Genomic DNA, 19115 nt, shown 5'->3' on the forward strand with positions numbered 1-19115 from the left:
TGCCGCAGACTATGACGAATATCGCCATAACATCAGTCATCGTATGAGGTCGGTGCGATTGCGCCGATCGTTTTAGCTTTGGCTGCAGATCGTCCGGTCACCTGCATCGTGCGAGGGGCGGCGGGGCGGCGTTCCCGCCGTCACCCGCGCCCCGGGGCGGCCCGGCTATCCGGACCGCCGATCCTGCCCGATCAGCCCCCCTTCGTCACGATGGTCTTCCACGTGCCGCTCTTCACCTGGTACAGCGTCGACATCCCGCTCTTCAGCGAGCCGTCGTTCGCGAACGAGATGCGGCCGGTGACGCCTTCGAAGTCGACCTTCTTCAGCGCCGGGCGATAGACCTTCGGATCGGTCGAGTTGGCCGCCTGCATCGCCTTGATCGCCGCCCACGCCGCGTCGTAGCCGAACTGCGCGTACGACAGCACGTCGACGCCGAAGCGCTTCTTGAAGCGCTGCTCGAAATCCTTGCCCTGCGGCAGCTCGTCGAGCGGCCGTCCGTATTCCCACGCCATCGCGCCTTCCGCGGCCGGGCCGGCGATCTTGATGAACTCGTTGTCCTTCACGCCGCCGCCGCCGACGAACTGCGCGTTCAGCCCGAGCTGGCGCATCTGCTTGATGAAGTTCGCGGCGAGCGAATCGAGACCGCCGAAGAAGATCAGGTCGGGGTTCTTGCCCTTCAGGCTCGTGATTTGCGCGCGGAAGTCGACCGCCTGATTGCTGGTGAACTCGCGGCCGATGATGTTGCCGCCGGCCGCCTTCACGGCCTTCTCGAACTCGTCCGCCTCACCTTGGCCGAACGCGGTGCGGTCGTCGATGATCGCGATGCGCTTCGCCTTGGTCACGTCGACCGCGTACTTGCCCGCGTTGCCGGCGTTCTGGCCGTCGGTCGCGATCACCATGAACATGTTCGCGAGCCCGCGCGACGTGAGCGTCGGGTTGGTCGCGGCCGGGTCGATCACCGGAATGCCGGCCTTGTCGTAGACCACCGACGCCGGAATCGTCGTGCCCGAGTTGAAGTGGCCGACCACCACCGACACGTTCTGGTCGACGAGCGCCTGCGCGGCCTGCACGCCGATGCGCGGGTCGGCCTGGTCGTCCTGCACGACCAGGTCGAAATGCACGGGCTTGCCGGCGATCTGCACCTTCTGCGCGGCGGCGTCGTCGAGCGCGAGCTGCACGCCGTTCTGGAGATCCTTGCCGTAGCCGGCGTTCACGCCGGTGAGCGGCGCGGCAAAGCCGACCTTCACGTCGGACGCGTCGGCGGCCTGGGCGGCGTGTTGCGAGAGAAGGGCTACCGCGGATACGACCGATACCGACAACAGGGAATGACGGAATGTCATGTTCGTTCCTCTTGTTCTTACACCAGCGGGTGGGTACCGCACGCAGCCGGCGGGCCGGGCGCGTGCGACGGGCGGGCGGTTCGACCGCTTCTCGGAATCGGGCGGGGAGGTCGGCTTGCTGATGCTTCCCGGAAGGATCTCCCGTCAGGCTCTGCGAGGAGCCCCGATCGTCTTGATATATAGGTCGCCGATATGCACGGGTCTTGGCAATTTGCCGCGCATTCGGTGCGGATTTGCGCATAGCTTCCGCGCGAGCGCGGGCGGCCGGTATCGGGAGTTTCCCGTCACGAACGGACGGGAGGCGGGTGCTGGCGGGCGGCGCAGCCCCCGGCGGGGCCGCGCCGCGTTCGCCGTCGTCAGTCGGACAGGGCGTCCGACGCGGCTTCGGCGTCGTCATGCGACGCGTTCGTGCGGATCGCCGGGTCGCTCGTGCTCGGGCGGCCGGTCTCCACGTGGCCCGCGAAACGGCGCAGGAAGCCGAGCGGGCGGCCGTCGCTGACGGTCAGGTCGTACCAGCCGTGGCTGCCGCGCAGATCCCAGTAGTCGTCGACGTGCGTACCCGGCTTGAGGTCGAACTCGCGCGCATGGCCGTGGCCATATGCGCTCGTCACCCTGAGCCGCACGGCCTTGTGGCCGCGGTTCATCAGGCGCAGCGTGACGTTGCCGTTCGCGACGTCGTAGCCGTAGATCACCTCGGGGTTGATGCTCGCGGGGCCGACCGCCGCCGCCGCGGGGCTGCGGAAGTGGCAGTAGAAGCCGTTTGGGCCGTACACGTCGAGGTCGTACAGGCCGAGCGACGGCGCCGGGCTCCATAGGTCGGAAAGCCGCTTGCCGGCGTCGACCGTGTAGGTCCACGGGCCGTCGACACGATTGCGCGCCTGGACCTGGAACGCCGCGCCCGCGGTGCCGGTGTTCGCGAAGGTCAGCCGGAACTGGCCGCTCGCATTGTCGATCCGGCCGTGCACGAACAGTTCGTACGGCAGCGCGCGCGCCGGACGCAGGCCGGCCTCCTGCTTCGGCAGATGCTGGACGACCGGCGGCACCGGGATGTAGTCGGGGTGACGGTTGCGGTCGGGCGGCGCGTAGCCGCTCGTGTCCGGGAGCTGCGGCCAGCTTGCGTCGGGCGTCGCGAAGTCGAACGCGGACGTCAGGTTGCCGCATACCGTGCGGCGCCACGGCGACACGTTCGCCGCGGTGACCGCGTACTGCGCGCCGAAGCGTGCTTCGATGAATTGCAGCAGCGACGTGTGATCGAAGGTCTGCGAGCAGAGCCAGCCGCCCTTGGTCCACGGCGACACCACCAGCATCGGCACGCGCGGCCCGAGCCCGTACGGGCCGGCCATGTGCGACGCGTCGCCGGCGAATGCCTCGTTGGTCGTCGCGACCGTCGACAGCCCGTTGTCGCGCGACTGCGGTGCGAACGGCGGCGGCACATGGTCGAAGAAGCCGTCGTTCTCGTCGTAGGTGATGAAGAGTGCGGTCTTGCTCCACACGTCCGGATTCGATACGAGCACCTTCAGCACCTGCTCGATGTACCACGCGCCGTAGTTCGCCGGCCAGTTCGGGTGCTCCGAGTACGCTTCCGGCGCGCAGATCCACGACACCTGCGGCAGCGTGCCGTTCTTCACGTCCTGCTGCAGCACGTCGAACAGCGTGCCGCCGGCGCTGATGTTGGTGCCGGTGCGCGCCTTGTCGTACAGCGGCGTGCCGGGCAGTGCGCTGCGGTACTGGTTGAAGTAGAGCAGTGCGTTGTCGCCGTAGTTGCCGATGTACGGGTTCTGCGTCCAGCCCCACGAGCCGTTCGCGTCGAGCCCCGTGCCGACGTCCTGGTAGATCTTCCACGACACGCCGGCCTGCTCGAGCACTTCCGGATAGGTCGTCCAGCCGTAGCCCTTTTCCTCGTTGCCGAGCACCGGGCCGCCGCCCGTGCCGTCATTGCCGACGTAGCCGGTCCACATGTAGTAGCGGTTCGGGTCGGTCGAGCTCGGGATCGCGCAGTGGTACGCGTCGCAGATCGTGAACGCGTCGGCGAGCTGGTAGTGGAACGGGATGTCGTCGCGCTTCAGGTACGCCATCGTCGTGGTGCCCTTGTTCGGCACCCACTGGTCGTAGCGGCCCTTGTTCCAGGCGGCGTGCATGTCCTGCCAGCCGTGCGGCAGGTCCTGCAGGAACTGCAGGCCGAGCTTGTCGGCGCCCGGGTGGAACGGCAGCAGCTCGGCCGGGCCGACCGGCTGGTGAAACACCGATTTGCCGTTCGCGAGGCGCAGCGGGCGCGGGTCGCCGAATCCGCGGACACCACGCATCGTGCCGAAGTAATGGTCGAACGAACGGTTCTCCTGCATCAGGATCACGATGTGTTCGATATCGCGGATCGTGCCGGTACGGCGGTTCGCGGGGATGGCGAGCGCATCGCGGATCACGGGCGGGAACAGGTTCAGCGCGGCTGCGCCGGCGGTGCCGGCGGCGACGCGCAGGAAGTCACGACGGTTCGATCGGGTCATGGTCGTTATCGTGCGTTAAAGGGGGAGCCGATTGGCGGGACATGCGGGAAAAAACAGGCGCGTCCGGGGCGCAGGATGCGGCTGCGCCGGTCGTGCCGCCGCGAGCATAGCGGGGATTCGGTGTCATTCATGTGAAGTCCGGAAACGTTTGCAGGCGCGGCGTTGAACGGACAACGACCGACGGTCGCGGTGCAACGGGCAGCGGGAAAGCGGGACAGCGGGACAGCGGGACAGCGGGACAGCGGATAGCGGATAGCGGGAAGCGGGAAGCGGGAAGCGGACAGCAGGAAAGCGGACAGCAGGACAGCAGGACAGCAGGACAGCAGGACAGCAGATGGCGCGCGACGCGCGCCGGCGATGCGGATGCGGCGGCCTCAGGCGTCCGTCACCCACGCGCCGAACCATTCGCTCGGGCGCGCGATTTCGTCCTGCGCGGCGACGAGTTCGAGCTCGTAGCGGCGTGCGTCGTAGGTTGCCTTCACGACCGCGTGCACCGCCGCGAGCGTGTGCTCGAACGCGGCGCGCACCGAGTCGCCGCGCAACCGGCGCGCGACGAAAATGGCGCTGGTGAGGTCGCCGACGCCGACCGGATGGCGCGGAAACGCATACAGCGGGCGCTGGCCGATCCACGCTTCGGTCTCGGTGACGGCGAGCATGTTGAAGCGGTCGGCCGGACTGCTGCGGTCGTGCAGGTGCTTGACGAGGATGATTTTCGGGCCGCGGCGGATCAGCGCGCGGCACGCGTCGACGGCTTCGGCGACGGTCTCGATGCGCCGCCCGGCGAGCTTCTGCAGCTCGGTGTGGTTCGGCGACATGCCGTCCGCGAGCGCCGGCATCTCCGCGACGATGAATTCCTCGACGCCGGGCTCGGGGCGGATGCCGCCCGTCTGGCCCATCGCCGGATCGCAGAAGTACCACGCGTTCGGGTTCATCGCCTTCACCGAGCGCACGATCTCGACCGTCGCGCGCGCTTGCGCCGGCGAGCCGACGAAGCCGGACAGTACCGCGTCGCAGCGCTTGAGCGCGCCGATCGCGGCGACGCCGTCGACCAGCTGCTCCATCTTCGCGGCGTCGATCGCGCTGCCGGCCCAGTGGCCGTACTGCATGTGATTCGACAGCTGGACGGTGTTGAGCGGCCAGACGTTGACGCCGAGGCGCTGCATCGGGAACACGGCCGCGCTGTTGCCGGCGTGTCCGTAGATGACGTGCGACTGAATGCTGAGGACGTTTTTCATGAGCGTTCGCCTGCAGGCGTTTCAGGGTCACGTCACACGATACCCGAGTTCGTCGCGTGCGCGGAAGTCGCGCGGCCATCGAGTGTTGCGCGCCGTCGTCAGCCCGACCGCGTAGAATCGCGGGGCACGAAGCCGCCCGGCTGTCCGCGTGCATTTCCCATTACCGTGAGCGCCATGCCTTCGAATTGCAAGATGTTCTCTCTCGCGCGTGCGGCCTTGCTCGGCGCGGGCGTCGCCGCCGCGTGCGCGACGTCGGCCGCGGCCGCCGTCCCGGCACCGGCCGGCAACGACGGGCCCGCGTACGGCTCCCGCCTGGAAGGCTTCGCCTATCCGGAGCCGGTGCACCGCTACGCGTTCGTGTCGCAGCGCGACACCCTCGAGATGATGTACATGGACGTGCAGCCGGCGCACCCGAACGGCCGCACCGTCGTGCTGCTGCACGGGAAGAACTTCTGCGCGGCGACCTGGGAGGACACGATCGGCGTGCTGAGCCGCGCCGGCTACCGCGTGATCGCGCCGGACCAGATCGGCTTCTGCAAGTCGTCGAAGCCCGAGCGCTACCAGTACAGCTTCCAGCAACTCGCGCGCAACACGCATGCGCTGCTCGAGTCGGTCGGCGTGAAATCGGCGACGATCGTCGGCCATTCGACGGGCGGGATGCTCGCGATGCGTTACGCGCTGATGTACCCGAAGGCGACCGAGCAGCTCGTGCTGGTGAACCCGATCGGCCTCGAGGACTGGAAGGCGCTCGGCGTGCCGCCGCTGTCGGTCGACTACTGGTACGCACGCGAGCAGAAGACGACGGCGGACGGCATCCGCCGCTACGAGCAGGCGACCTACTACGCGGGCAAGTGGGCGCCGTCCTACGAGCGCTGGGTGCAGATGCTCGCCGGCATGTATCGCGGCCCGGGCCGCGACACGGTCGCGTGGAACTCGGCGCTGATCTACGACATGATCCTCACGCAGCCGGTGGTCTACGAACTCGGCGCGATTCGCGTGCCGACGCTGCTGCTGATCGGCGACAAGGACACGACCGCGATCGGCAAGGACGTGGCGCCGCCGGACGTGCACGCGAAGCTCGGCCGTTACCCTGAACTCGCGAAACGCACGCAGGCGGCGATTCCCGGCGCGCAGCTCATCGAATTCCCGGCGCTCGGGCACGCGCCGCAGATCCAGGACCCGGACGCGTTCCACAAGGCGCTGCTCGACGGGATGGGGGCGGTGCACCCGCAGTGACGCGCAGGCGGGCGCACCCGCCCGGGTGGGCCCGCGCGCCCGGTCAGCGGGTTTCGTTCGCGAGTTCGTCGCGAATCTGCGCGGCCAGCTCGAACGAGCGCACGCGCGCGGCGTGATCGTAGATCTGCGCGGTGATGATCACCTCGTCCGCGCCGGTTTGCGCGATCCGGTCGCGCAGCTTGTCGCGCACCGTGTCGCGCGAGCCGACGGCCGCGAACGACAGCGCATGCGCGACGTTCGCGAGTTCGAACTCGCTCGCCTCGAGCGCGTCGACGGGCGGCGGCAGCTTGCCGGGCGTGCCGCGGCGCAGGTTGATGAACTGCTGCTGCAGCGACGTGAAGAGGCGCCGCGCCTCGTCGTCGGTGTCGGCCGCGAACACGTTGACGCCGACCATCGCATGCGGCTTCGGCCACGCGGCCGACGGCCGGTACTGCGCGCGATAGAGCTCGAGCGCGCGCATCAGGTAGTCGGGCGCGAAGTGCGACGCGAACGCGAACGGCAGCCCGAGCATCGCGGCGAGCTGCGCGCTGAAGAGGCTCGAACCCAGCAGCCACACGGGCACGTCCAGCCCCGCGCCGGGCACCGCGCGCACGCGCTGGCCGGGCACCGGTTCCGCGAAGTAGCGCTGCAGCTCGGCGACGTCGTCCGGAAACGAGTCGGCGCTGCCGATCAGGTCGCGGCGCAGCGCGCGCGACGTGGTCTGGTCGGTGCCGGGCGCGCGGCCGAGCCCGAGGTCGATGCGCCCCGGATACAGCGATGCGAGCGTGCCGAACTGCTCGGCAATCACCAGCGGCGCATGGTTCGGCAGCATGATCCCGCCCGAGCCGACGCGGATCGTCTTCGTCGCACCCGCCACATGGCCGATCACGACGGCGGTCGCCGCGCTCGCGATGCCGGGCATGTTGTGATGTTCGGCGAGCCAGTAGCGCCGGTAGCCGAGGCGCTCCGCGTGCTGTGCGAGATCGACGGTGTTGCGGAACGCCTGCGCGGCGTCGGCGCCGGCGGGAATGGGGGCGAGATCGAGTACGGAAAACGGAATCATCGGGTGGCCTTCGGAAGGGAGGGGCGCGGTGATGCGCATGCGCAACAGATGGCGACGATTTTGCCAAAGGGTTCCGGAACGCGCTGGCGACGCGCGGATACCCATGCGCCTTTCAGGGGTGCAAGGCGGGGCGGGCAATTGTTGCAAAAATCAATCTAATCGCCGAATAATTACCAATCTTTACTACGATTGGGCATGTCTTCGCATCGACGTACAAATTTCCACGAAACGTTTGATTTTCAAGACTGCAATCCGCCTGCAAAGTGCTTACGCTAACGTGAACGAGGTGGCACCAGAATGGTTCCTCGGCCGCACAGCTTTGCCGAAATCGCAGCAGTCCGTTTCGCGTGGTGCCAAGCGCGGGGTGGCGCGGGCTGCTAAAATCCGGCGCCTGTCCATGTTGTGCCGATGGCAGCCATTAGAATCTTCCCGCATCCCGTCCGGGCATCGCGCGAGGAGGTGCCACGCGATGCCGGGCATGGCCGCTTTCGGGGAAATGGGCCGTGCCTCCCCATTACACAGACACTGCTGGAACAAGGAGTCGGGTCGTGCCCGCGTTCGTTGCTGTCGGAATACCCAATCACGTTCAACCCGGTTCGATCGGTCGGCAGGGCGCCCGCGTCGCCGGAGGGCGCCGCGCATGACGCCGACCGTCACGCTGCTCGACTGGCTCCTGACCGTGTTCACGCTGGCTGCGGCCGGCTATGCGTTCGTCGCGGCGTTCGCGCCGCGCCCGCGCACGCCGCGCACCGCCGCGCGCGACGGTTTCGAGCCCGTCAGCGTGCTCAAGCCGCTGTGCGGCGCCGAGCCGCACCTGTACGAGAACCTCGCGACGTTCTGCGAACAGCGCCACCCGCGCCATGAAGTGCTGTTCGGGGTCGCGTCGGCCGCCGATCCGGCCGTCGCCGTGGTCGAGCGGCTGCGCGCCGACTATCCGGAATGCGACATCACGCTCGTGATCGACGCGCGCGTGCACGGCAAGAACCTGAAGGTCAGCAACCTGATCAATCTCGCCGAACGCGCGAAGTACGGCCGCATCGTGATCGCGGACAGCGACATCGCGGTGAAGCCGGACTATCTGGAGCGCGTGACGGCGCCGCTCGCCGACGCGTCGGTCGGGGTCGTCACGTGCCTGTATCATGCGCGCAGCGTCGGCGGGTTCTGGACGCGGATCGGCGCGCAGTTCGTCGATGCCTGGTTCGCGCCGTCGGTACGGATCACGCACCTCGGCCGCTCGAGCCGCTTCGGCTTCGGCGCGACGCTCGCGCTGACGCGCGACACGCTCGACCGGATCGGCGGTTTTCTCGCGTTGAAGGACGAGCTGGCCGACGACTTCTGGCTGGCCGAGCTGCCGCGCCGCCTCGGGCGGCGCACCGTGCTGTCCGAGGTCGAGGTCGCGACCGACGTGATCGAGCCGTCGTTCGGGCCGCTCTGGCACCGCGAGACGCGCTGGCTGCGCACGATCCGTTCGCTGAACCCGGCCGGCTTCGCGTTCCTGTTCATCACGTTTACCGCGCCGTGGCTCGCGATCGGCGCGGCGCTCGCGCTGCGTCTCGACGGCACCGTCGCCGGCACGCTGGCGGGGGGCGCGGCCGTCGTGGGCGCGTTCGGGCGGCTCGTGCTGCATGCGCGCGGCGAGGACGGCTGGCGCGCGTTCTGGCGCGACCTGCCGCTCGTCGCGGTGCGCGACACGCTGCTCGCGCTCGAATGGCTCGCGGCCGTGTTCGGCACGCACGTCGTGTGGCGCGGCGCGAGGATGACGGTCGTCGGCGGCGAACGCGCGACGGTGATCGTGGAAGGCGGGGACGGCCGCTAACGTACGTTCCCCGAAGGGAACCGGCGATGCGCCCGGTCCCCGATCGAATCCGGCCCGAAGGCCGAGACGCGCCGCGCGGCCACGCCGCGCGACGCGACATGACAGAGAGGCGGGCGCCGGCAGGGCGGCCCGCGGTTGATTGACTGAATCGTTGAAACGAATCGAACTATGCAGGCTACCGGAGCATTCATGAAAACGCTGTTCTTGCAGGCCCCTTCGTATGACGGCTTCGACGGCGGAGCCGGCTCGCGCTATCAGGCGAAGCGCGAAATCCGTTCCTTCTGGTACCCGACGTGGCTCGCGCAGCCGGCCGCGCTCGTGCCGGGCAGCCGCGTCGTCGACGCGCCGGCCGACGGCCTGTCGGTCGAGGAAACGCTGAAGATCGCCAACGACTACGATCTCGTGATCATCCACACGAGCACGCCGTCGTTCCCGACCGACGCGATGTTCGCGCAGGATCTGAAGAAGATGAAGCCGTCGATGCTGGTCGGCATGGTCGGCGCGAAGGTGATGGTCGATCCGCACAACTCGCTCACGGCGAGCGACGCGATCGACTTCGTGTGCCGCGAGGAGTTCGACTACACCTGCAAGGAAATCGCCGAAGGCAAGCCGTTCCCCGAGATCAAGGGCTTGAGCTGGCGCGCGAAGGACGGCTCGATCGAGCACAACGAAGCGCGTCCGATCCTCGAGAACATGGACGAACTGCCGTTCGTCGCGCCCGTCTACAAGCGCGACCTGAAGATCGACAACTACTTCATCGGCTACCTGAACTACCCGTACGTGTCGATCTACACGGGCCGCGGCTGCAAGTCGCGCTGCACGTTCTGCCTGTGGCCGCAGACGGTCAGCGGCCATCGCTACCGCACGCGCTCGGTCGAGAACGTGCTCGCGGAAGCGAAGTGGATCCGCGACAACATGCCGGAAGTGAAGGAACTGATGTTCGACGACGACACCTTCACCGACGACCTGCCGCGCGCCGAAGCGATCGCCATCGGCCTGGGCAAGCTCGGCATGACGTGGTCGTGCAACGCGAAGGCGAACGTGCCGTACAAGTCGCTGAAGATCATGAAGGAAAACGGCCTGCGCCTGCTGCTGGTCGGCTTCGAATCCGGCGACGACCAGATCCTCGTGAACATCAAGAAGGGCGTGCGCACCGATTTCGCGCGCCGCTTCAGCGCGGACTGCAAGAAGCTCGGCATCAAGATCCACGGCACCTTCATCCTCGGCCTGCCGGGCGAGACGCAGGACACCATCAAGAAGACGATCGAGTACGCGAAGGAAATCAATCCGCACACGATCCAGGTGTCGCTCGCTGCGCCGTATCCGGGCACGACGCTTTACAAGCAGGCCGTCGAGAACGGCTGGATGGAAGAGAACAAGACCATCAACCTGGTCAGCAAGGAAGGCGTGCAGCTCGCGGCGATCGGCTATCCGCACCTGTCGCGCGACGAGATCTATCACCATCTCGAGCAGTTCTATCGCCAGTTCTACTTCCGTCCGTCGAAGATCTGGGAGATCGTCCGCGAGATGCTGACGAGCTGGGACATGATGAAGCGCCGTCTGCGCGAAGGCGTCGAGTTCTTCCGCTTCCTGCGCGCGCACGAGGCCTGATTCGTGGCGACGCAGCGGGCGGCGCGGGCGCTGATCTTCACCGCGGACGACTTCGGGCTGCATCCGCGCGTCAACGCGGCGGTCGAGCGCGCGCATCGCGACGGCGTGCTGAACGCCGCGAGCCTGATGGTCGGTGCGCCCGCGGCGCAGGATGCGATCGACCGCGCGCGGCGCCTGCCGTCGCTCGCGGTCGGCCTGCATCTCGTCCTCGCGGACGGGCCGGCCACGCTGCCCGCGCATGACATACCGGCGCTCGTCGGCCCCGACGGGCGCTTCGGCGACGCGATGGCGAAGGACGGCTGTCGCTTCTTCTTCCTGCCGCACGTGCGTGCGCAGCTGCGCCGCGAGATCCGCGCGCAGTTCGACGCGTTCGCGGCGAGCGGCCTGCCGCTCGATCACGTGAACGCGCACAAGCATTTCCACCTGCATCCGACCGTGCTGTCGATGATCATCGAGATCGGCCGCGACTACGGGCTGCGTGCGGTGCGGCTGCCGTACGAAACGCGCGCGCCCGCGCTGCTCAAGCCGTGGATCGCGCTGGTGCGCGCGCGGCTCGACCGTGCGGGGCTCGCGCACAACGATTACGTGGTCGGGATCGAGCATACGGGCGCGATGGACGAGGCCGTGCTGCTCGACGCACTCGAGGCGCTGCCGCCCGGGGTCGGCGAGATCTACTGTCATCCGGCGGAAGCCGGCGACGGCCCGATCACGCCGACGATGGCCGCTTACCGGCCGGTCGACGAACTGGATGCGCTGCTGTCGCCGCGCGTCGCGGCCGCGCTGAAGGCCGCGGGCGTCGCGACCGGCGGTTTTGCCGACGTGTTCGGCCAGCCCGCGGCGCGGCGCGGCACGCGCGCGTCGCGCGAAGCGGGGGCGCAGCCGTCATGACCAAGTGGATCAAATGGCTCGGCTGGCCGATCGGCATCGGGATCCTGCTCGCGCTCGGGCTGCACGAAGGCATCGGCGACGTGACGCGGATGCTCGAGCGCGCCGGCTTCGCGCTGCTGTGGCTCGTGCCGTTCCATGCGCTGCCGCTGCTGCTCGACGCGTATGCGTGGCACCAACTGCTCGACCGGCGCGCGTCGCTGTCGTTCCTGTGGTGGGTCGCGACCGTACGCGAGGCGGTGAACCGGCTGCTGCCGGTGGTCGGGATCGGCGGCGAGCTGGTCGGGATCCGGATGGCGCGCTGGCAGGTGCCCGACGCGAGCCGCGTGACCGCGTCGGTGATCGTCGAGGTGCTGGTGACGATCGTCGTCCAGTATGCGTTCGCGGCGCTCGGCCTCGTGCTGCTGCTCGCGACGACGCACGACATGGGCGGCGGCACGATCGGCCTCGCGCTGCTGCTGACCCTGCCGCTGCCGGTGCTCGGCGTCGTGCTGATGCGGCGCGGCGGCGTCTTCCATGCGATCGAGCGGTTCGCGGGGCGTCTGCTCGGCGATTCGCACCGGTTGCTGCAGGGCGTCGACGGCCGCCGCCTCGACGGCGACATCGACGCGCTGATGTCGCGCACGCCGCTGCTGTTCAGTGCGTTCTTCTGGCAGCTGTCCGGCTACGTGCTCGGCGCGCTCGAAATCTACTGGGCGCTCGCGCTGCTCGGTCATCCGGTCTCGATTGGCGGCGCGATCGCGATCGAGGCGATGACGCAGGCCGTGCGGCATGCGGCGTTCATGGTGCCGGGCGGTCTCGGCGTGCAGGAGGCGACCGTCGTGCTGCTCGCGCAGATGTTCGGCGTCGATCGCGAGACGGCGCTGTCGCTCGCGCTGGTCAAGCGCGGCCGCGAGGTGCTGTTCGGCTGTCTCGCGCTCGGGTCGTGGCAACTGGCCGAGCTGGTGCGCACGCGCCGGCGGATCAGCGGGGCGCCGGCCGTGGCGCGCGCGCCGCAGGCGGCGCGTCGCGAGGCCGACGCACATTCCGGGACGCACACCGAAACGACGCATTGAACCCGAGACGGGCCGCGCGGTCCGTCTCGCGCTTTTCGCGTTGCCCGGGTATCCTTGCCGCGTGTTTTCTCGACGCGCATTTCTTCCGATGATCTTCCGTTTCCGGCTGCTTCCCGTGACGATGCTGGCCGCCGCGCTGGCGCTGACCGGCTGCGACGACAAGCAAGGCAATCTCGACGTGCAACGTATCAGGGACTTCTTCAACGCGATCAAGCCGGCGCCGCTGCTGCTCAAGGGGCTGAAGGCCGGCGTCTCGACCGAAGCCGACGTGCGCGCCACGATGGGCAAGCCCGAGACCGAGCGCGCGTTCACCGACGGCTCGAAGCGCCTCGAATACCCGCGTGGACCGATGGGCAACCAGACCTGGTTCGTCGACCTCGACCCGGGCGGGTACTACACGGGCGCGACGCAGGTGCTGACCGCCGAGAACTTCGCGAAGGTGCGCCCGGGGATGACCGAGGACGAGGTGCGGCGCCTGCTCGGCAAGCCGGGCGACGTCGCGCAGTATCCGCTCAAGCCCGAGACGGTATGGAGTTGGCGCTGGCTCGAGGACGGTGTCAACACCGACGCGTTCTTCAACGTCCATTTCGGCCCGGACGGGCTTGTCTATACGACTTCGCGCTCCGACATCCTGAAAGGGCGGTGAGACTGCCTGCGGCGCTATATCGAAAAAGCGACCGGAAAATTGCAAAAAGTCCGCTTCCCTGCGTGTCATCCGACTGTCAGGAAGCGGCTTTTTTCCTTTTGAAACAGCGGAGTAGGCCGTGCCTGCAAATGGTGGAGCGAATTGCTGCGACGCAGCAACCACACGCACGGTGATTTGAGGCAATCAATTTCGCTTGCGACTATCCGCGTCAGCCCGGCGCCGGACAGTTTGCGCGCCGGTGTTCACATCAACACTGGAGACGCGCGTGTTCCTTTACGGCTTTGGTCCTGTCCTCTGGGCCGGCACCGTGCAGACCATCGAGCTGTCGGTGCTGTCCCTCGCCGCTGCGGTGGCGCTGGGGCTGATCGGCGCGGTGGCGAAGCTGTCGCACAACCGGGTGCTGCGAGCGGTCGCGACCGGTTATACGACGCTGATCCGCTCGGTGCCCGATCTCGTCCTGATGCTGCTGTTGTTCTACAGCATCCAGATCTGGCTGAACCAGTTCACCGACCTCGTCGGCTGGGACCAGATCGACATCGACCCGTTCGTCGCCGGCGTGCTGACGCTCGGCTTCATCTACGGCGCGTACTTCACCGAGACGTTTCGCGGTGCGTTCCTGTCGGTGCCGCGCGGCCAGCTCGAGGCGGGCGCGGCGTACGGGATGAGCGGGCTGCGCGTGTTCGTGCGGATCATGTTTCCTCAGATGATGCGTTTCGCGCTGCCGGGCATCGGCAACAACTGGCAGGTGCTCGTGAAGGCGACCGCGCTGGTGTCGATCATCGGCCTCGCCGACGTCGTGAAGGCGGCGCAGGACGCGGGCAAGAGCACGTTCAACATGTTCTTCTTCATCCTCATTGCGGCGCTGATCTACCTCGCGATCACGACCGTATCCAACCTCGTGCTGATCCAGCTCGAGAAACGTTATTCCACGGGCGTGCGGCACGCAGAACTATGATCGAGATCCTCCAGGAATTCGGCCAGGCGTTCCTTTACTGGGACGGCCAGCGCCTCTCCGGCCTTGCGGTGACGCTGTGGCTGCTCGTCGCGTCGATTTCGCTCGGCTTCGTGTGCGCGGTGCCGCTCGCGGTCGCACGCGTGTCGAAGAAGAAGTGGCTGTCGATGCCGGTTCGGTTCTACACGTACGTGTTCCGCGGCACGCCGCTCTACGTGCAGCTGCTGTTGCTGTACACGGGCATGTACAGCCTCGAGTTCGTGCGCTCGCACTCGCTGCTCGACGCGTTCTTCCGCAGCGGCTTCAACTGCGCGATCCTCGCGTTCGCGCTGAACACCTGCGCGTACACGACCGAGATCTTCGCGGGCGCGATTCGCGCGATTCCGCACGGCGAGGTCGAGGCGGCGCGTGCGTACGGGATGTCGCCGTTCACGATGTACCGCCGGGTGATCCTGCCGTCGGCGCTGCGCCGTGCGCTGCCGCTGTACAGCAACGAGGTGATCCTGATGCTGCACGCGACCACCGTCGCGTTCACGGCGACCGTGCCCGACATCCTGAAGGTCGCGCGTGACGCCAATTCCGCGACCTACATGGCGTTCCAGTCGTTCGGGATCGCCGCACTGATCTATCTTGCGGTATCGTTCGCACTCGTCGCGGCATTTCGCCGGGCGGAGCGCCACTGGCTCGCGTATCTCGCGGCCGGCCGTCATTGATTTCATTCGAGGAGAGCCAGATGGCCGAGATCACTCAAACGAGCGCGTCCGCTTCCACCAAGCTTGCCGCGGTCGACATTCACAAGCGCTATGGCGACAACGAGGTGCTCAAGGGCGTGTCGCTGAACGCGAAGGCCGGCGACGTCATCAGCATCATCGGCGCCAGCGGTTCGGGCAAGAGCACGTTCCTGCGCTGCATCAATTTTCTCGAGCGGCCGAATGCGGGGCAGATCGTCGTCGACGGCGAGGCCGTGCGCACCAAGACCGACCGCGCCGGTGCGCTCGAGGTGGCCGATCACAAGCAGTTGCAGCGCATCCGCACGAAGCTCGCAATGGTGTTCCAGCACTTCAATCTGTGGGCGCACATGAACGTGCTCGAGAACGTGATGGAAGCGCCGTTGCACGTGCTCGGCATTGGGAAGAAGGAAGCCGAGGAGCGTGCGCGCGAGTACCTGGAGAAGGTCGGCTTGCCGCCGCGCGTCGAGAAGCAGTATCCGTCGCATCTGTCGGGTGGCCAGCAGCAGCGTGTCGCGATCGCGCGGGCGCTGGCGATGCATCCGGACGTGATGCTGTTCGACGAGCCGACGTCGGCGCTCGACCCGGAGCTCGTCGGTGAGGTGCTGAAGGTGATGCAGAAGCTGGCCGAGGAAGGTCGCACGATGATCGTCGTCACGCACGAGATGGGTTTCGCGCGCAACGTGTCGAATCATGTGATGTTCCTGCATCAGGGGCGGACCGAGGAAGAGGGTGATCCGAAGGAGGTGCTGGTGCGTCCGCAGAGCGAGCGTCTGAAGCAGTTCCTGTCGGGCAGTCTCAAGTAACGCGAAGGGCGGGTTTCATACGTGGTACCGGTGTCTCGTCCCGCAGGCGCCACCCGCACGATGCAGGTGGCGATCGTTGCATTGCCGCCCGTGTCGATGTCGGGTGTGGGTCCGATCGTCGATGCGTTGCACCTCGCGAACGAGATCGACGGGCGCTTGCTGTATCGCTGGCAGGTGTGTTCGTGGGACGGGCGGCCGGTGCCGCTCGCCGGCGGTGCGCAGTGGCATGCCGATGCGGCGTTCAACGATGCGATCGCGTGTGACTGGCTGATCGTCGTGTCGGAGCGGTTTCAGCAGTTTGCCGACTATCGGTTGTTTCTCGCGAGTCTCGCGCGGGTGGGGCAGCGCACGCCGGTCGTCACGGGGATTCACCACGGTGTGTGGTGGCTCGCGATGGCCGGGCAGCTTTCCGGGTATCGCGTGAGCGTGAACTGGGAGACGTATCAGCAGTTTGCCGAGCAGTTCGAACGGTCGATCGTCACGCAGCAGATCTTCGAGATCGATCGCGATCGGGCGACCTGTGCCGGTGGGCAGGCTACTGTCGATTTCATGCTGGCCATGATCGGCCGGGAACACGGGGCGGATCTGGGTGAGCGCATTGCCGACGCGCTCGGGGCCGGCACGCTGCGCAGCGGCGAGGAGCGGCAGCGGATTCCTTTTGTGACCGCGCCCGGTGAGCGGCATCCTCGGCTGAACGATGCGTTGCTTTTGATGGAAGCCAATGTCGAGGATCCTTTGACGACCGATGAGATCGCCGGGCTCGTCGGCGTGTCGCGGCGGCAGCTGGAGCGGCTGTTTCGGCAGTATCTCGGGGCGATGCCCTCCAAGTATTACCTCAATCTTCGGTTGCTCAAGGCTCGCACTCAGTTGCAGCGGACCAGCAAGTCGGTGGTTCAGGTCAGCCTCGCCTGTGGGTTTTCTTCTGCTGCGCATTTTTCCAATGCGTATCGCGAAAGGTTTGGGGTCACGCCTCGGGAGGATCGGAGAGCCTGGCTCGAGAAGCAGACCGGTGGTGGGAGTGAACCTCGCGGGGGCGCGCTTGTTGAGCGGGGTGCTAAGGATTGATTCTGTTTTTTTTTGGTGGCTCGCTCGCCGTTGTCGTGAAGCACCTGTGATCGTGTCGGTCTATTAGCGTCGCCCCTGCGCGGGGCGGCGGTTACTTTTCTTTGTCTTGCCAAAGAAAAGTAACCAAAAGAAAGGCGCCCGGATAACGCATGACTTCCCGGTGCCATGGCCACCGGAGTGGCCCTCGCCTAAGTGTCCGCGCCAGTCGGGAACCCGGAGTGGTTCGAGCAATGGTTCTGACATCACTCCCTACGCAACGGAGCGGTATACCGCCCGCTAGCTCCATCCTCGCTATGCTCGGCTGCAAGGTTCTTCGGCCGCATTCATGCGCCCGCGCCACACATGGACACCCACTGATCAGTTCCCCAAATCAGTGAGGGGCCGCTGTACCACAACGACGATTTCAATTTATTGAATTCATGCGCCACCCGCCGCAATTGTGGAAACCAATCGACCGACAGTTTTGCAAACCGGGGCGTGTGGACCTGTCGACCGAGCGAAGCGAGGGCGGAGCTAGCGGGCGGTATACCACTCCGCGGGGTGGTGAGTGGTGTCAGAACCATTGCTCGAACCACTCCGGGTTCCCGGCTGGCGCGGACACTTAGGCGAGGGCCACTTGGTGGACTACGGCACCGGGAAGTCATGCGTTATCCGGGCGCCTTTCTTTTGGTTACTTTTCTTTGGCAAGACAAAGAAAAGTAACCGCCGCCCCGCGCAGGGGCGACGCTAATAGACCGACACGATCACAGGTGCTTCACGAAAACCGCGAGCGCACCGCAAAAAAACCGCGAAACAGCAACCAAGCACAAAACGCCACCACCCCCGCCGGGGAGAGGCAAAATAAAGCGACCTATCCGCTTCCGATAGAACCCGTCGCAATTCCGCAAGACGCTTGCGTCACCCTTACCTAAACTTGATCCTGTTGAACCCTCTTACGAAACCGAAAGGAACGACCATGACGACCTCGACCGTGACCCGCCAGACATTCGACGAAGTGATGGTGCCGGTATTCTCCCCCGCGCCGTTCGTGCCGGACCGTGCAGAGGGCTCGCGCGTGTGGGACACGGCCGGCCGCGAATATGTGGATTTCGCCTGCGGCATCGCGGTGACGTCGCTGGGCCACGGCCACCCGGAACTGCTGAAGGTCCTGGACGAACAAGGCCGCAAGCTCTGGCACATCGGCAACGGCTACACGAACGAGCCGGTGCTGCGCCTCGCGAAGCGCCTCGAATCGCTGACCTTCGCCGACCGCGCGTTCTTCGCGAACTCGGGCGCGGAAGCGAACGAAGCCGCCCTCAAACTCGCACGCCGCGTCGCATTCGACCGCCACGGCGCCGACAAATACGAAATCGTGTCGTTCGTCCAGTCGTTCCACGGCCGCACGTTCTTCACGGTCAGCGTCGGCGGCCAGCCGAAATACTCGGAAGGCTTCGGCCCGGTGCCGGAAGGCATCAAGCACCTGCCGTTCAACGACATCGAAGCGGCCAAGGCCGCGATCGGCCCGCAAACCTGCGCGGTGATCGTCGAGCCGGTGCAGGGCGAAGGCGGCGTGATCCCGGCCGATCCGGCCTTCCTGAAGGCACTGCGCGAAGCGTGCGACGCCAACGACGCAGTGCTGATCTTCGACGAAGTGCAGACGGGCGTCGGCCGCACGGGCCAGTTCTACGCATACATGGACACGGGCGTCACGCCGGACATCCTCACGACCGCGAAGGCACTCGGCAACGGTTTCCCGATCGGCGCGATGCTGACGACGAACGAACTGGCCGCCCACTTCAAGGTCGGCGTGCACGGCACGACGTACGGCGGCAACCCGCTCGCATCGGCGATCGCGGACAAGGTCGTCGAACTGATCGGCGACCCGGCGCTGCTCGAAGGCGTGCGCGAACGCAGCGTGCGCCTGAAGGGCGCGCTGGAACGCATCAACGCACGCTTCGGCATCTTCAAGGACATCCGCGGCAAGGGCCTCCTGGTCGGCGCGGAACTCACCGCCGCATTCGACGGCCGCGCGAAGGACTTCGTCACTGCCGCCGCCGAGAACGGCCTGATCATGCTGATCGCGGGCCCGAACGTGCTGCGCTTCGTGCCGTCGCTCGTGATCCCGTTCGACCTGCTCGACGAAGGCGTGAAGCGCTTCGAGAAGGCAGTCGAGCAGGTGCTCGCGGCCCAGGAAGCCACCGCGCGCTGATCGGCGCGC

At 66.9% G+C, this 19115-nt stretch carries 15 protein-coding genes; 11 read left to right on the forward strand and 4 right to left on the reverse strand.

The features are described from left to right. Window positions 1–191: 191 nt before the first annotated feature. The 3 genes from U4Y91_RS31555 to pdxY all read right to left on the reverse strand — a co-directional run bounded on the left by U4Y91_RS31555 (window position 192) and on the right by pdxY (window position 5076). Entirely contained in the window at window positions 192–1340 is a 1149-nt protein-coding gene (locus U4Y91_RS31555) for a branched-chain amino acid ABC transporter substrate-binding protein (protein ID WP_321798487.1), read from the reverse strand. A gap of 356 nt (window positions 1341–1696) precedes the next feature. Then, window positions 1697–3841 (reverse strand): phosphocholine-specific phospholipase C, encoded by a 2145-nt coding sequence (locus tag U4Y91_RS31560; RefSeq protein WP_321808331.1) that lies wholly within the window; start codon window positions 3839–3841, stop codon window positions 1697–1699. A 374-nt stretch (window positions 3842–4215) separates the two neighbouring features. Further along, entirely contained in the window at window positions 4216–5076 is an 861-nt protein-coding gene (pdxY, locus tag U4Y91_RS31565) for a pyridoxal kinase PdxY (RefSeq protein ID WP_044849114.1), read from the reverse strand. A gap of 174 nt (window positions 5077–5250) precedes the next feature. On the opposite strand from pdxY, the gene U4Y91_RS31570 reads away from it, so the two are divergent. Further along, window positions 5251–6312, forward strand: coding sequence for an alpha/beta hydrolase (locus U4Y91_RS31570; RefSeq protein ID WP_321808332.1), 1062 nt, complete (start codon window positions 5251–5253; stop codon window positions 6310–6312). A 43-nt stretch (window positions 6313–6355) separates the two neighbouring features. On the opposite strand, the gene U4Y91_RS31575 is transcribed toward U4Y91_RS31570, so the two are convergent. After that, window positions 6356–7354: an LLM class flavin-dependent oxidoreductase gene (locus U4Y91_RS31575; RefSeq protein ID WP_321808333.1), complete on the reverse strand. Its 999-nt coding sequence runs from the start codon at window positions 7352–7354 to the stop codon at window positions 6356–6358. Window positions 7355–7994: 640 nt separating this feature from the next. On the opposite strand from U4Y91_RS31575, the gene hpnI reads away from it, so the two are divergent. The 10 genes from hpnI (at window position 7995) to U4Y91_RS31625 (ending at window position 19106) form a co-directional block, all read left to right on the forward strand. Then, window positions 7995–9170 (forward strand): bacteriohopanetetrol glucosamine biosynthesis glycosyltransferase HpnI, encoded by a 1176-nt coding sequence (gene hpnI / locus U4Y91_RS31580; RefSeq protein ID WP_321808334.1) that lies wholly within the window; start codon window positions 7995–7997, stop codon window positions 9168–9170. Between the two features lie 168 nt (window positions 9171–9338). Next, a complete protein-coding gene (gene hpnJ / locus U4Y91_RS31585) occupies window positions 9339–10781 on the forward strand; it encodes a hopanoid biosynthesis associated radical SAM protein HpnJ (RefSeq protein ID WP_308234889.1) in 1443 nt (480 codons plus the stop codon). A 3-nt stretch (window positions 10782–10784) separates the two neighbouring features. Continuing rightward, the gene (gene hpnK, locus U4Y91_RS31590) at window positions 10785–11669 is read left to right on the forward strand and encodes a hopanoid biosynthesis-associated protein HpnK (protein ID WP_321808335.1); all 885 of its coding nucleotides are present in this window, start codon (window positions 10785–10787) and stop codon (window positions 11667–11669) included. Then, window positions 11666–12721 carry a lysylphosphatidylglycerol synthase domain-containing protein gene (locus U4Y91_RS31595; RefSeq protein WP_321808336.1) on the forward strand — a complete coding sequence of 352 codons (1056 nt, stop codon included), beginning with the start codon at window positions 11666–11668 and terminating at the stop codon, window positions 12719–12721. The genes hpnK and U4Y91_RS31595 overlap by 4 nt, the downstream gene beginning before the upstream one ends. Window positions 12722–12809: 88 nt before the next feature. Further along, window positions 12810–13367, forward strand: coding sequence for a lipoprotein (locus U4Y91_RS31600; RefSeq protein WP_044849120.1), 558 nt, complete (start codon window positions 12810–12812; stop codon window positions 13365–13367). 265 nt (window positions 13368–13632) lie between these two features. After that, window positions 13633–14322 carry a histidine ABC transporter permease HisQ gene (locus U4Y91_RS31605; protein WP_321808337.1) on the forward strand — a complete coding sequence of 230 codons (690 nt, stop codon included), beginning with the start codon at window positions 13633–13635 and terminating at the stop codon, window positions 14320–14322. Further along, a complete protein-coding gene (locus U4Y91_RS31610; protein WP_044849122.1) occupies window positions 14319–15032 on the forward strand; it encodes an ABC transporter permease in 714 nt (237 codons plus the stop codon). Before U4Y91_RS31605 ends, U4Y91_RS31610 begins: the two co-directional genes overlap by 4 nt. 20 nt (window positions 15033–15052) lie before the next feature. Further along, the gene (locus tag U4Y91_RS31615) at window positions 15053–15853 is read left to right on the forward strand and encodes an ABC transporter ATP-binding protein (RefSeq protein ID WP_321808338.1); all 801 of its coding nucleotides are present in this window, start codon (window positions 15053–15055) and stop codon (window positions 15851–15853) included. Window positions 15854–15874: 21 nt separating this feature from the next. Further along, window positions 15875–16918, forward strand: coding sequence for a GlxA family transcriptional regulator (locus U4Y91_RS31620; protein WP_321808339.1), 1044 nt, complete (start codon window positions 15875–15877; stop codon window positions 16916–16918). A 955-nt stretch (window positions 16919–17873) separates the two neighbouring features. Further along, window positions 17874–19106, forward strand: a complete 1233-nt coding sequence (locus U4Y91_RS31625) for an aspartate aminotransferase family protein (protein WP_321808340.1) — start codon at window positions 17874–17876, stop codon at window positions 19104–19106. The last annotated feature ends 9 nt before the right edge of the window (window positions 19107–19115 follow it).

This window comes from Burkholderia sp. BCC1993 (assembly GCF_905339865.1).
GTDB lineage: Bacteria > Pseudomonadota > Gammaproteobacteria > Burkholderiales > Burkholderiaceae > Burkholderia.

What these genes read in the sequence shown, in the direction of transcription:
- U4Y91_RS31555 (WP_321798487.1), bottom strand. Translation starts at nt 1,340, where the DNA reads ATGACATTCCGTCATTCCCTGTTGTCGGTATCGGTCGTATCCGCGGTA.
- U4Y91_RS31560 (WP_321808331.1), bottom strand. Translation starts at nt 3,841, where the DNA reads ATGACCCGATCGAACCGTCGTGACTTCCTGCGCGTCGCCGCCGGCACC.
- pdxY (WP_044849114.1), bottom strand. Translation starts at nt 5,076, where the DNA reads ATGAAAAACGTCCTCAGCATTCAGTCGCACGTCATCTACGGACACGCC.
- U4Y91_RS31570 (WP_321808332.1), top strand. Translation starts at nt 5,251, where the DNA reads ATGCCTTCGAATTGCAAGATGTTCTCTCTCGCGCGTGCGGCCTTGCTC.
- U4Y91_RS31575 (WP_321808333.1), bottom strand. Translation starts at nt 7,354, where the DNA reads ATGATTCCGTTTTCCGTACTCGATCTCGCCCCCATTCCCGCCGGCGCC.
- hpnI (WP_321808334.1), top strand. Translation starts at nt 7,995, where the DNA reads ATGACGCCGACCGTCACGCTGCTCGACTGGCTCCTGACCGTGTTCACG.
- hpnJ (WP_308234889.1), top strand. Translation starts at nt 9,339, where the DNA reads ATGCAGGCTACCGGAGCATTCATGAAAACGCTGTTCTTGCAGGCCCCT.
- U4Y91_RS31595 (WP_321808336.1), top strand. Translation starts at nt 11,666, where the DNA reads ATGACCAAGTGGATCAAATGGCTCGGCTGGCCGATCGGCATCGGGATC.
- U4Y91_RS31600 (WP_044849120.1), top strand. Translation starts at nt 12,810, where the DNA reads ATGATCTTCCGTTTCCGGCTGCTTCCCGTGACGATGCTGGCCGCCGCG.
- U4Y91_RS31610 (WP_044849122.1), top strand. Translation starts at nt 14,319, where the DNA reads ATGATCGAGATCCTCCAGGAATTCGGCCAGGCGTTCCTTTACTGGGAC.
- U4Y91_RS31615 (WP_321808338.1), top strand. Translation starts at nt 15,053, where the DNA reads ATGGCCGAGATCACTCAAACGAGCGCGTCCGCTTCCACCAAGCTTGCC.
- U4Y91_RS31625 (WP_321808340.1), top strand. Translation starts at nt 17,874, where the DNA reads ATGACGACCTCGACCGTGACCCGCCAGACATTCGACGAAGTGATGGTG.